Source organism: Fundidesulfovibrio agrisoli (assembly GCF_022808715.1).
GTDB lineage: Bacteria > Desulfobacterota > Desulfovibrionia > Desulfovibrionales > Desulfovibrionaceae > Fundidesulfovibrio > Fundidesulfovibrio agrisoli.
Map to the genome: position 1 here is coordinate 61,444 of NZ_JAKZKX010000003.1, position 12,298 is coordinate 73,741.

Here is a 12,298-nt window from a genome sequence, read left to right on the forward strand (position 1 = left end):
TAATTCCGCCAGGACGCTTGAAGATTTGCACCGCATGAGACACAATGGAACCATGCGGAGGCCTGCTGGTTACGCCGCGTTGCTGGCAACGGCGCAATACGCAACATCTTCGTCCGCCATCACGGCCGGGCGGATGTTCCGTTTTACTGCGCTGCTGCTTTTGCTGTGCGCCCTCGCGCCCAGTCTGTGCGAGGCGCGGGAGGCCGGGCCCGAGGCCCGGATCGGCGTGCTGGCCAACCGGGGCAAGGAATCCTGCCTGGAGCAGTGGTCGCCCCTGATCCGCACTCTCTCCGATGCCCTGCCGGACGTGGCGTTCACGCTGGTGCCCCTGGACTTCGAGGATGTGGACCGCGCCGCGGCCGAGGCAACGGTGGACTACATCCTGGCCAACCCCGCCATCTACGTGAACCTGGAGGTCCGCTACCGGGCCATGCGCATCGCCACGCTGGTCAACCAGCTGGGCGACCGGATCACGGCGTCGTTCGGGGGGGTGATCTTCACGCGCGCCGGGCGGGGCGACATCAACACCTTTCAGGATATCCGGGGCAGGAGCTTCGCGGCCACCTCGGAGGGCTCCATGGGCGGCTGGCTGGTGGGCCTCTCCACGCTGTGCGCACAAGAGGTCGACCCGCGCAAGGCCTGCTCGCAGCTCACCTTCCCCGGAAGCCACAACGCCGTGGTGCAGCTGGTTCTGTCCGGCGGTGCGGACGCGGGCACCGTGCGCACCGACACCCTGGAGCGCATGGCGCAGAAGGGCCAGATCAGCCTGGAGGACGTGAAGGTTCTCCTGCCGCCCGACTTCAAGCCGGACCCGGCCTTCCCCTTCCTGTACTCCACGGAGCTGGTGCCCGAGTGGCCCTTCGCCAGGCTGGCCCATACGCCGGAGGCGCAGGCCAAGGCCGTGGCCGCCGTGCTGCTGACCATCCCCGCCGTGCAAACGCCGGACTACGGCGCGCAGTGGACCGTACCCCTCGACTACGAGCCCATCCACCGCATCATGCGCGAGTTGCGCGTCCCCCCTTATGAGGACCACGGGCGCATCTCCGTCAAGGCATTCACCAGCCAGCACGGCCCGCTGGTTGCCGTGCTGGGGTCGCTGCTGCTGGCCCTGGTCCTGGCGGCGTTGTACCTGGTGATGCTCAACTCCAGGCTGCAGGAGGCCATGGCCAACCTGCGCGAGGCCGAGGCCGAGCTGACGACCCGCGCGGACACGGACATGCTCACCGGCCTCTGCAACCGCAGGCGCTTCTCCGAGATCGTGAACGCGGAGATCGCCAGGGCCCTGCGTTACGAGCGGCCCCTGAGCCTGATCCTCATGGACATGGACCACTTCAAGCTGGTCAACGACACCTGGGGCCACCCCGTCGGCGACGAGGTGCTGCGCGAGGTGTCCGGGCGGGTGCGCCATTCTGCGCGTTCCAGCGATTTCGTGGCCAGGCTGGGCGGGGAGGAGTTCGCGGTGCTGCTGCCCGAGACGACCCTGGAGGACGCCGTGGCCCTGGCGGAGCGCATCCGCCAGGCCGTCTCCTGCAGGCCCGCGCACATGGTGGGAGCCCAGGAGCTCAACTGCACCCTGAGCCTGGGCGTGGCCGAGGTCTGCCCCTCCATCCAGGACTTCTCCGCGCTCTACAAGGCCGTGGACGAAGCCCTGTACAGGGCCAAGAGGCAGGGCCGCAACAGAACGGCCGTGTCCTCCTTCTGCGTGCGCAACCCGGCCTGAGCCGCGTTGGGCCGCGCAGGGTTCAATCCATCTTCACTTCGCCCAGGAGCAGGCTGTTCTGCGGGGTCATGGCCCTTTCCAGCCGGACGTGGCTGCGGAAGGCCCAGGTCAGTGGCTCGTAGTGCAGGGTGATGCAGGCCGCGTCGTCGTAGGCCAGGCGCTCCGCCCCGCGCAGTATCCGTCCCCGCTCCAGCGGATCGCACTCGCTGGCGGCGGCCGCCACCATCTCGTCCAGGTCCGGGTTGCAGTAGCCCGAATTGGCGGAGCCCACATCCCCCTCCGGCTTGCGGCACATGAGCAGGAACTGGAAGCTGTTGGCCGAATCCTCGGTGTCGGGCTGCCAGCCGACCATCTGCAGCCCGGCCCGGCGCTCCTGGAAGGCCGCCCAGTATTGGGCCAGGGGGATGACCTCCAGGTCCACCGTCACGCCGATGCGGGCCAGCATGCCGACCACGGCCTCCGCCACGCTCACGTCGTTGGTGTAGCGGTTGGCGGGGGCGATCATGCTCACGCGCATTCCGCCCTCCAGGCCTGCCTCGCGCAGGAGCTCCTTGGCCTTTTCCGGGTTGTAGCGCGGGGAGAGGTCCGGGTTGAAGCCGGGCATGCCCCTGGCCGAGAGCTGGTTGGCGGGCACGGTGAGCTTGTTCATCACCTTGTCGACGATGCCCGCGCTGTTGATGGCCGCGATGAAGGCCTGGCGGACCCTGCGGTCCTTGAATTCGGGGCTGGCGGCCGGGTTGAAGCCGATGGTTATCACCCGGGAGGACGCCATGTAGGCCAGCCTGACCTCCGGGGTTTTGCGCAGCCGTTCCGTCTCCTGGGGGGCCACCGGCGAGACGCAGTCCTGCGCGCCGGAGATCAGGGCGGCGCAGCGCGCGACAGCGTCGGGCATGGCGGTGACCACGGCTTTGTCCGCGTTGCCCTGGCTCCTGTCGTCCCAGTAGTCCGGGAAGCGCTCCAGGGTCAGCCGCCGCTCAGGGTCGAAGCCGGCGACCAGGAAGGGGCCCGTGCCGCAGGCCGTTGTGTGGGCGAACACGGGGCTGCCCTGATAGATGGCGTCCCTGGGCCTGCCCTGGGCGTCCGCGCCCTGATAGAACTTCGAGTCCATGGGGAAGATGAAGCAGAGCAGGTTGACGGCCAGGGGCTCCGGGCGGGAGAAATGGAAGTCCACCGTGTGCTCGCCCACGGCCTCCACGCGCTCCAGGTTGGAGAACAGCGCCTTCCAGGCGGGGGAGTTCCGGGCCCGGCGGACGGTCCAGACAACGTCCCGGGCTGTCAGGCGGTTGCCGGAGTGGAAGGTGACGGAGGTGCGCAGATACACCCGCAGGGTCAGCTGGTCCTGCATCAGCCAGCGTTCGGCCAGCCTGGGTTCGAGCTTCATCTCCCGGTCACGGCGCGCCAGCGGGTCGAAGACCCAGTGGGCGTAGGTGGTCAGGTTGCCCGAAAGGGCGCTCATGTAGTCCAGGGTGTAGGGTATCGAGTCCAGGGCGAGCTTGAGCGTCCTGCCGTGCGCGGCCGAAGGGGCGAGCAGGGCCAGCCAGAGGGCGGCGGCCAGGACCATGGCGGGCAGGACCAGCGCGGCCGGGCCGCGCGGAGAGGTCCCGGAGCCGGGCGGTCCGGAGCCGGGGAGATCCATCAGCGCAGCACCACCGTGGAGAGCGAGTTCTTGGGCGACCCGGCGATGATCTTGCGGCTGATGGCCAGGTAGATCAGGGCCTTGCGTTTGGCGTCCCACATGCGGGTCACCGTGGTGTCCTTGAAGAGCACGGACGTGCCTTCGGAGAACACCTTCTTCGATTTAGGCAGCTTGTCCGGGACGGCGGCCTGGCCGGTCTGGCGGCAGTCGATGGAGAACTCCGAAGGGTCTTCGGCCACGCCCACGGCACCGGAGATGCCCCCGGTGCGTGCCTGGCTCAGGTAGCAGGTCACGCCGGGGATGTCGGGATCCTCAAAGGCGTAGACGCAGACCTTGTGGTTGGCACCCAGGAGCTTCCACTCCGTGGTCACGCAGTCGATTTCGTCGGCAAGAGCGGGGACGGCCAGCAGTACGGCGAAGAGCAGCGGCAGGATGCGCGGAAACATGGCAGGGGCTCCTGTGGGTTGAGTCGCACCGGAGCACGCCGGGCTTGAGAGTCTGTACGCCAGCAAGCCTTCGCGGGCAAGGCCGGGGTGGTTCGCCCCGCTCCCGGCAGGGAGGCGGTGTCACCCCAAAGGTAGGATTTCCCTTGCCGTAGGGCGGGGTTGCCAATACTTTGAAACTCGCACGGGTACTGTCAATGCGTTCGATCCCAGGAAGCCGCACCATGCTGGACGCACTCTCGCGCATCTTTCTCAGGAAGCGTTCCATCACCACCGCCCTCGTGGTGCCTTTCGTCGCTTTGACCGCGCTGGCCGTGGGCCTTGCCGGATGGATGGCCGTGCAGGCCGGGCACAGCTCCGCCGGGGACGTGGCAAGGCAGCTCGACGAGGAGGTCGCGGCGCGCATCGCCTCCCGTGCGCGGGAATTCCTGGGCGCGCCCCCCCTGACCAACCGGATCGACGCCAACGCCCTGGAGCTCGGCGGGCTCGACCTGAACCGGGAGGAGTCCTGGCAGCCGTTCTTCGCCCGCCAGATGCGGGCCTTCCCCACGGCCATGTACAACTTCGTGGGCCTGCCCGACGGCGAATTCTACGGAGCCCGGCGCGGCGAGCGCGGCGAGGTGCAGCTCGTGCATTCCGGGAAGTCCACCAGCGGCGACTCCACCTATTACGCCCTGACCCCGCAGGACAGGGCCGGGGAGGTGGTGGCCGTCTTCAAGAACTTCGACCCGCGCACCCGGCCCTGGTACTCGGCGGCCGTGGAGGCGGGCAAGCCGGTCTGGTCCCCGATCTACCGCCACTTCGTCATCAAGGATCTGGCAATCACCGCATCCCACCCGGTCTACGACGCCTCAGGCGCGCTGCGCGGCGTGTTCGCCGTGGACTACGTGCTCTCCCAGATCAGCGACTACCTGCGCCAGATGCGCATCGGCCTGAGCGGCTGGGCTTTCTTCATGGACGAGAAGGGCCTGCTGGTGGCCACTTCCATGGATACGCCCCTCTACGGCGACCAGGAGAGCGGGTACAAACGCATCGCGGCGGCGGATTCCGGCAACAGGGCCGTCCAGGCCGCGGCCCTGGCTCTGGAGCGGCAGGCCCCTGCCGGCGAGGGGGACGGAGCCCTGTTCTTCACCTTCGACCTGGATGGCGAAGCCATCATGGCCAGGGCGGTGCCCTTCACCGACGCGCTGGGCCTCAACTGGCGGCTGGTGGTGGGAGTGCCCGAATCGGACTTTCTGGGCACCGTCAACAAGAACACGCAACGCACGATACTGCTGTGCCTGCTCGCCATCCTGGCGGCCAGCCTCGCGGGCCTGGCCACGGCGCGCTGGATCGTGCGGCCCATCGAACACCTCAGGGCCTCGGCGGTCTCGATGGCCAAGGGCCGCTTCAAGGCCCGCATCCCCGAGGGGCGGCGGGACGAACTGGGCGACCTGGCCCGCGTCTTCAACGACATGGCCCGGCAGTTGCGTGAATCCTTCGAGGCCCTGGAGGCCCGCAACGCCACCATCACCAGCCAGAACAAGGACCTGGAGCGCAAGGTCGCCGAGCGCACGGCAGAGCTCTCCCTGGCCAACCAGCACCTGACGCGGGCCATCGCCAGGGCCGAGAGCGCCAGCCAGGCCAAGACCGAGTTCCTGGCCAACATGAGCCATGAGATCCGCACCCCCATGAACGCCGTGCTGGGCATGGCCGAGCTGCTGCTGGCCTCGGAGCTCTCGGCCGAGCAGCGCGAATACCTCGAAACGCTCAACGTGGCGGCCAGGGCCCTGCTGGGGTTGCTCAACGACATCCTGGACCTCTCCAAGATCGAGGCCCGCAAGGTGGAGCTGCAGCCCGCGCCCATGCGTCCGCGCGACCTGCTGGATACCGTGGTGCGCACCCTGCGCCCCCTGGCCGAATCCAAGGGCTTGGCGCTCGCGAGCTCCATCGGAGAGGGCGTGCCCGAGGCCGTGCTGGCCGACGAGACCAAGCTGCGCCAGATTCTGATCAACCTCGTGGGCAACGCGGTGAAGTTCACCGATGCGGGTTCGGTGACCGTCTCGGTGTTCCCCGCCGAGGCCTGCCTGCCGGGCGATGCTCCGCAGGAGCGGAGCGAGGCCGTGCTCAGCTTCTCCGTGCGCGACACCGGGGTGGGCCTGCTCCCGCAGGATCAGGCCCGGGTGTTCGACTCCTTCACGCAGGCGGGCGGCGCCGCCAGCCGCCAGGGCGGCACGGGCCTGGGCCTGACCATCGCCAAGCGCCTTGTGGAGGCCATGGGCGGCTCGCTGACCCTGCATAGCACGCCGGGGGAGGGCAGCGAGTTCTTCTTCACCCTGGTGCTGGCGGGGTGCCTCCCCGGCGATTGCGTCTGGCCCGCGCCGGAGGGCGTGCCCTCACGGCCGGGCCGCCCGCTCAGGGTGCTCATGGCCGAGGACGACCGCATCAACCGCCTGGTGATCGTGAAGCTGCTGGAGATGGCCGGCCACTTGGTGCGCACGGCGGTCAACGGGCGCGAGGCCCTGGAGCTGCTGGAGCAGGAGCCCTTCGACGTGGTCCTCCTGGATATGCGCATGCCGGAGATGGACGGGCTGGAGGCGGCCCGGCGCATCCGGGCGGGCGGCGGGGGCTGGGACGCGGGCGTGCCCATGGTGGCGCTCACGGGCAACGCCCTGCCCGAGGAGCGGGAGGAAGCCCTGCGCGCGGGCATGGACCAGTACCTGGTCAAGCCGGTGAGCCGGTCGGACCTGGAACGGGCCATGGCCAGCGCCGTGCGCGCGGCCAGGTCCGCCGGGGCGTGATACCCTTTAGGGCTCGGGGCGGGGCCGCTAGCAGCCGCTTGAGGTGTTGCACCCCATGAAGACGTGGCCGGGCAGCTCGAACCCCCGGCCTATCAGGCGCGCGGCCTCCCAGCCGGGCATTGGCTTGGCGAACAGGAACCCCTGGGCGCTGCCGCATTCCAGCTCGATCATGCTCTCCAACTGCTCCACGGTCTCCACGCCCTCGGCCACCACGTTCAGGCCCAGGTTGCGGGCCAGTGCGATGATGGTCCGCACGATCTCCATGTTCTCCCGCCTGTCCCCGCCGCCGCTGATGAAGGAGCGGTCGATCTTGAGCCCGTCGATGGGGAAGCGCTGCAGGTAGCTCAGCGACGAGTACCCGGTGCCGAAGTCGTCCACCAGCAGCTTGACCCCCAGCCCCTTGAGCCTGGCCAGCTTGTCCACCGCGCCCCGGGCGTCCTCCATGAGCACGCTCTCGGTGATCTCCAGGCGCAACCGCGAGGGCGGCAAGGCGAATGCCTCCAGCACGCGGCGCACCACCTCCACCAGGTCGGGCTGGCGGAACTGCTTGCTTGAGATGTTCACCGTGATGAAAATGCTGTCAGCCCCGGTGATGCTCTCGCGCCACTGCGCCATCTGGCGCATGGCCTGGGTGAGCACCCACTCGCCCAGGGGCAGGATGAGCCCCGTCTCCTCGGCCAGGGGGATGAACCGGTCGGGGGGGATCATGCCGCGCGAGGGGTGGTTCCAGCGCACCAGGGCCTCGAAGCCCTGCAGGCTGCCGTCCACGGTGGAGACGATAGGCTGGAAGTGCAGGGCCAGATCGTCGTTTTTCAGGCTGTGGCGCAGCTCGTTCTCCATGTGCAGCTGCTCCATGGCCTGCTCGCGCATCTTGCGGGTGAAGGCCAGCCTGTCCTTGCCGGATTCCTTGGAGCGGTACATGGCGATGTCGGAGTCGCGCAGGATCTCCTCGGTGGTGTCGTACTCCTTGGTCTTGAGCACGATGCCGATGCTGGCCCCGCAGTACACCTCGTTGCCGGAGATGGTGAAGGGGCGGTCCAGCACCTCGCGGATGCGGTCCGCGACTTCGATGACCTCGCGGGAGTTTCTGAACTCCTCCAGGAGCACGGCGAACTCGTCGCCGCCCAGCCGCGCCACGGTGTCCACGGAGCGCAGGCAGCTCTCCATCCTGCGGGCGATGCCCTTGAGCAGCACGTCCCCGGCCAGGTGGCCCAGGCTGTCGTTGATGCGCTTGAAGCGGTCCAGGTCCAGCAGGAGCACGGCGAAATTGTAGTCAGGGCGCCGCTTACCGCGCTCCATGGCCCGGCCCAGGCGCTCGATGAACAGGGATCGGTTGGGCAGACCGGTGAGGGAGTCGTGGAATGCCTGGTGGGTCAGCTGTTCCTCGAAGCTTTTGCGCTCGGTGATGTCCTCGTAGATGTAGTAGATGCCTTCGATGGCCCCATCCAGCATGATGGGGTAGCCCAGAACGGAAACCGGGATGAGCATTCCGCTCTTGGTCTTGCGCTGGGTCTCCTTGCAGACGGTCTTGCCGGAGACCACGGTGCGGTGGAAACCCTCGGCTTCGCTGGTCAGTTCGTCGGGCACGATGAGGTGGCGGTTGTATTCGCCGCGGACATCGGGCTTGGTGTGCCCGAAGAGCGCGGTAAAGGCCGGATTGATATCCAGGATGCGCCCTTCCGGGCTTTTGAGAACGATGGCCTGGGGGGAGCTCTCGAAGAGCATCTTCAGGTGCACGCGCTCGCGCTGCAGCTCGGCCTCCGTGCGCTTGCGCGCACTGACGTCGCGCACCAGCGCCGTGACGAACACCTCGTCCATGGCCTCGAAGCGGTTGATGGAGACCTCGGCCTGGAACTCGGAGCCGTCCTTGCGCTTGTGCACCCACTCGAAGCGCTGGGGCTCCCCGGCCAGGGCCTTGCCCAGCAGCATGCGGGCCTTCCGCCCGGAGGGCGAACCGTCCGGCTGCAGCTCAGGGGAGAGGTCCGCCACGGAGAGCCCGCCGATCTCCTGCCGGGTGTAGCCGAACAGCTCCAGGGCCTTGATGTTGCTGCTGGAGACCAGGTCGTCCTTGAGGGTCAGGATGCCGTCCGTGGCCGAGCGCACCAGGGAGCGGTAGCGCTCGCGGCTGGCGGTGAGCATGTCCTCGGCCTGCTTGCGCGCGGTGATGTCCGTGACGGTGCCCTCGTAGAAGGCGGGGCTGCCGTCCTCCCCGGGGACCACGCGGGCGTTCTCGCTGATCCAGATGACGGAGCCGTCCTTGCGGTACACGCGGGATTCGAAGTCTTTGAGTTCGCCCTCCCGGGTGATGCGCTCCACGAAGGCCTCGCGGCTGCCTTCGTCCACGTAGAGCTGGCGGCGGATGTCGCGCAGGGAGGCCATGAGCTCCCCGGGGGAGTCGTAGCCGTAAATGCGGGCCAGGGCCGGGTTGACCACCAGGTAGGAGCCCTCGGGCGTGGTCTGGAAGATGCCCTCGGCCGCGTTCTCGAAGAAGTCCTGGAACTTGTTCTCGGCGCGCTCCAGGTTCTGCTGGGCCGCCCGCAGGTGCGTGACGTCGGTGTAGGTGGCGAAAAGGAGCTCCCGGCCGGGGGCGCCGTCCACCCTGAACAGGTTGATGACCACGTCGATGAGCGTGCCGTCCTTGCGGCGGCGCGTGGTCTCCAGAATGGCCTCGCTGCCGAGGGCCACCTTGCGGTCCAGCGCGGCCAACTCCCGGCCGCGGCCTTCGGGTATGATGAGCCCGCGCAACGACCTGCCTTCGGTCTCCCCCCTGGAAAAGCCGAACAGCCGCGCGAAGGCGTCATTCACGAGGAGGGCCGTGTCGTTTGCGTCCATCAGGCAGGCCGCGATGGGAACGTAGGCGAAAAAGGCCTTGAAGAGGGTCAATTCGGTGGCTGGCTCGCGGTCTTGCTGATGCATCATCGTTCCCGTGTAACTGCGTGACGCGAATGTAGCGAAAACCCGCCCAAAAGCAAAGATTAACATTTCTGTGAATCATTCCCGGATGGCCCGGAGGTGCTAACGGCCGTTGGCACTTTCGCCCCGCCCGTTGGCATCCCCTTGGGATGCGTGCGGATTAAAATCACGTTATTTTAGCATGTTGCAAGCTGCAGGTCGCTGGTACGGGGGTTGCTAACCAGGGGTGTCCGGCGGCGGTTCCACCGCTGCGGCGAGCGGGGCCGGTTGACGGCCCCCGCGAATGGAATAACCGCAAGTGGAGGTTGGTTGATGAACGTTCTTGTTGCTCACGACGGTTCGGCCCTCGCCGACAAGGCCCTGGAAGCGGGGGCGAAGCTGGCGGCGGCCGGGGGCGGGTCGCTGACCATCGTCACCGTGGTGCCCGACCTCTGCCTCTCCACGGAGGAGCTCTCCGAGCAGGAGTGCGACGTGGTGGCCGGAAGCCTGGCCGCGGAGGCCAGGGGGCGCATGGAGAGGGTCTCCAAGGCGCTGGAGGCGGCCTCCGTCAAGGCCGGGATCGTCATAAAGTACGGCCGGCCCGCGGAATCCATCGTGGAAGCGGCGGCGGAAGCCGGAGCCGGGCTGATCGTGGTCGGGAGCCAGGGCAAGCACGGGGCGGCGAAGCTGCTCCTGGGCTCTGTCTCCTCGCGCGTGGCTGAACTGGCTGCCTGCAATGTCTTGATCGTAAAGTAGGAGTCGATCGAAATGGAAGAGAGAGGTTTTCTGGGGAAACTGGCGGCCATAGTGCCCGGCCTGGCCATGATGGTCGTGACGCTGTACCTGCTCAAGCAGGTGGTCGAGCCCTGGCTGGCCGGGGTGGCCGTGTTCGGGCAGAAGGGCTACATCACCAAGTCCATCGGGCTCAACTACGTGCTCATGTCCATCCTGGTGGGCATGGCCTACCGCAACCTGCTGTTCAGGGGCAGCATCCCCGGCTGGGCTGCCGAAGGCTTCCGCACCACCCGCCTGTTCATCAAGACCGGCGTCATCATGCTGGGCTCGCTCTACACCATCCAGAGCCTGGCCAAGGTCGGCGGACTGGCCATCGCGCTCATCGTGGCCTTCGTGTTCGGCACCATCTTCTTCGTGATGTGGATGGGCAAGAAGCTCGGCATGGACCGCTCCATGGTGGGCGTCATGGGCGCTGCCTGCGGCGTGTGCGGCGTCTCCGCCGCCATCGCCACCAGCCCCGGCGTCAAGGCCAAGCCCGCCGAGGTGGCCCTGGCCATCGCCACCATCCTGGGCTTCGGCATCATGTCCATGTTCATCACGCCGCCCATCGGCCGCGCCCTGGGACTTTCGGACTACCAGTTCGGCGCCTGGGTCGGCACGGGCATCCTGAACTCCGGCCAGGTGCTGGCCACCTGCCTCTCCTTCAACCCGGCCATCGCCCCCGGCACCGCCGTGGCCTACGGCGAGATCTGGAACGTGGTGCGCGTCATCTCCATCCCGTTCGTGGTGTTCTTCATCACGCTCTGGTACTGGCGCGGCGAAGCCCAGGAAGAGCACATGAGCCTGTGGGGCATCCTGAAGTCCAAGTTCCCCATCTTCGTGCTGGGCTTCTTCGGCATGACGGCGCTTTCCTCCTTCGACATGCTCGGCAAGGAAGGCTCCGAGACCCTGCACATGCTGCGCGACTGGATGGCCTGGATCTTCGGCATCGGCATGGTTGGCCTGGGCGCCTACATCGACTTCGGCGAGATCAAGAAGGCGGGCGGCGCCCCCCTCAAGATCGGCGTGGCCGCCGGCACCCTCAAGCTGGTGCTCTCTCTCGTCATCATCTTGCTGTTCATCGGCAAGGAAGCCTCGTTCTAGGAAGGAGCAGCACATGTCCGCCGAAGAAAAGAAAAAAGCCCTCACCGTATTCAAGACCGACAGGCACGAGGATGTGGCCGCCTGCTGCTTCGCCGGCCTGGCCGTGGTGATCGTGCTCTGCTACATGGCCTTCTTCCTGCCCTCCGTGACCATCAAGGCCCCGGTGGACGGCAAGCTGACCGAGATCAAGGTCAAGGTCGGCGACACCATCGCGGAAGGGCAGCCCCTCTACGTCTACGAGACCAAGAAGAAGAAGTTCGTGCAGGGCCAGATGCAGGAGACCTCCGTGTCCGAGACCTTCAAGTCCAAGACCCCGGGCAAGGTGCTCTCCGTGAAGCTGGCCCCGGGCGAGGCCTTCAAGAAGGGCAACGGCCTGCTGGTGGTCGAGCACGTCAAGGGGACGCTCCCCTAATGCGCATCCTCCTGGCTTTGGACGAATCGGCCAGGGCCGTGGACGAGGCCGTGAAGCTCGCCGCCGAACGCGGGTCGGGCCTCACGGCCCTGTTCGTGCAGGACACCACCTGGCACGACTACCTCGGCAGCGACTGGCTCTCCGGCTCCAACGCGCGCGGCGGCTACATCGAGTGGGCCGCAGAGCACGACATGCGCGAGGCCGCCGGACTGCCCGAACTGCTGCGCGAGAAGACCAGGGGCATCGACTTCGAACTGAAGGTGGCCTCCGGGCGCGTGCCCGAGGAGATCCTCAAGGAGCTGGCCTCCGGCGCGTACGACCTGCTCGTCATGGCCCAGCCCTTCCGGCGCGGGCTGGAGGTGCTGCGCGATACCGCGGCCGGGCTCATCCCCAAGCTGCCCTGCTCGCTGTACCTCGTGCGCGAACAGAAAGACTGAACCAGCCCCCGGAGCGGGGCGGCGGACCCGGATGCCAGGTTGGCCCCCCCGGGTCCGGCGCCCCGCCCCTCGTTGACAGCCGCGCACGCGGGGCCCTATG

The 12,298-nt window shown here is 67.6% G+C and carries 9 protein-coding genes; 6 read left to right on the forward strand and 3 right to left on the reverse strand.

What is annotated here, in order from left to right; translation table 11 throughout:
- Positions 1–133: 133 nt before the first annotated feature.
- On the forward strand, positions 134–1,720 hold the full coding sequence (locus MLE27_RS03015; RefSeq protein ID WP_243310407.1) for a diguanylate cyclase: 1,587 nt from the start codon (positions 134–136) through the stop codon (positions 1,718–1,720).
- A 22-nt stretch (positions 1,721–1,742) separates the two neighbouring features.
- Here MLE27_RS03015 and MLE27_RS03020 read toward each other — a convergent pair whose 3' ends face one another.
- Together MLE27_RS03020 and MLE27_RS03025 are read right to left on the reverse strand one after the other, a co-directional pair.
- A complete protein-coding gene (locus MLE27_RS03020) occupies positions 1,743–3,356 on the reverse strand; it encodes an ABC transporter substrate-binding protein (RefSeq protein WP_243310408.1) in 1,614 nt (537 codons plus the stop codon).
- Positions 3,356–3,802, reverse strand: coding sequence for a CreA family protein (locus MLE27_RS03025; RefSeq protein ID WP_243310409.1), 447 nt, complete (start codon positions 3,800–3,802; stop codon positions 3,356–3,358). The genes MLE27_RS03020 and MLE27_RS03025 overlap by 1 nt, the downstream gene beginning before the upstream one ends.
- A 221-nt stretch (positions 3,803–4,023) precedes the next feature.
- On the opposite strand from MLE27_RS03025, the gene MLE27_RS03030 reads away from it, so the two are divergent.
- A complete protein-coding gene (locus MLE27_RS03030) occupies positions 4,024–6,579 on the forward strand; it encodes an ATP-binding protein (protein ID WP_243310410.1) in 2,556 nt (851 codons plus the stop codon).
- Positions 6,580–6,606: 27 nt separating this feature from the next.
- On the opposite strand, the gene MLE27_RS03035 is transcribed toward MLE27_RS03030, so the two are convergent.
- Entirely contained in the window at positions 6,607–9,495 is a 2,889-nt protein-coding gene (locus tag MLE27_RS03035) for an EAL domain-containing protein (RefSeq protein WP_243310411.1), read from the reverse strand.
- A gap of 309 nt (positions 9,496–9,804) precedes the next feature.
- On the opposite strand from MLE27_RS03035, the gene MLE27_RS03040 reads away from it, so the two are divergent.
- From MLE27_RS03040 to MLE27_RS03055, 4 genes are read left to right on the forward strand one after another with little or no spacing between them, the layout of a single operon-like run.
- Positions 9,805–10,227: a universal stress protein gene (locus MLE27_RS03040; RefSeq protein WP_243310412.1), complete on the forward strand. Its 423-nt coding sequence runs from the start codon at positions 9,805–9,807 to the stop codon at positions 10,225–10,227.
- 12 nt (positions 10,228–10,239) lie between these two features.
- Complete coding sequence (locus tag MLE27_RS03045) at positions 10,240–11,349, forward strand: YeiH family protein (protein ID WP_243310413.1); 1,110 nt, start codon at positions 10,240–10,242, stop codon at positions 11,347–11,349.
- Between the two features lie 13 nt (positions 11,350–11,362).
- Positions 11,363–11,761 (forward strand): biotin/lipoyl-containing protein, encoded by a 399-nt coding sequence (locus tag MLE27_RS03050; protein ID WP_243310414.1) that lies wholly within the window; start codon positions 11,363–11,365, stop codon positions 11,759–11,761.
- Positions 11,761–12,198 carry a universal stress protein gene (locus MLE27_RS03055; protein WP_243310415.1) on the forward strand — a complete coding sequence of 146 codons (438 nt, stop codon included), beginning with the start codon at positions 11,761–11,763 and terminating at the stop codon, positions 12,196–12,198. The genes MLE27_RS03050 and MLE27_RS03055 overlap by 1 nt, the downstream gene beginning before the upstream one ends.
- Positions 12,199–12,298 lie beyond the last annotated feature (100 nt).

Excerpts from the sequence above, each read along its gene's own strand:
- MLE27_RS03015 (WP_243310407.1), top strand. The coding sequence starts at position 134 with ATGTTCCGTTTTACTGCGCTGCTGCTTTTGCTGTGCGCCCTCGCGCCC.
- MLE27_RS03020 (WP_243310408.1), bottom strand. The coding sequence starts at position 3,356 with ATGGATCTCCCCGGCTCCGGACCGCCCGGCTCCGGGACCTCTCCGCGC.
- MLE27_RS03025 (WP_243310409.1), bottom strand. The coding sequence starts at position 3,802 with ATGTTTCCGCGCATCCTGCCGCTGCTCTTCGCCGTACTGCTGGCCGTC.
- MLE27_RS03030 (WP_243310410.1), top strand. The coding sequence starts at position 4,024 with ATGCTGGACGCACTCTCGCGCATCTTTCTCAGGAAGCGTTCCATCACC.
- MLE27_RS03035 (WP_243310411.1), bottom strand. The coding sequence starts at position 9,495 with ATGCATCAGCAAGACCGCGAGCCAGCCACCGAATTGACCCTCTTCAAG.
- MLE27_RS03040 (WP_243310412.1), top strand. The coding sequence starts at position 9,805 with ATGAACGTTCTTGTTGCTCACGACGGTTCGGCCCTCGCCGACAAGGCC.
- MLE27_RS03045 (WP_243310413.1), top strand. The coding sequence starts at position 10,240 with ATGGAAGAGAGAGGTTTTCTGGGGAAACTGGCGGCCATAGTGCCCGGC.
- MLE27_RS03050 (WP_243310414.1), top strand. The coding sequence starts at position 11,363 with ATGTCCGCCGAAGAAAAGAAAAAAGCCCTCACCGTATTCAAGACCGAC.
- MLE27_RS03055 (WP_243310415.1), top strand. The coding sequence starts at position 11,761 with ATGCGCATCCTCCTGGCTTTGGACGAATCGGCCAGGGCCGTGGACGAG.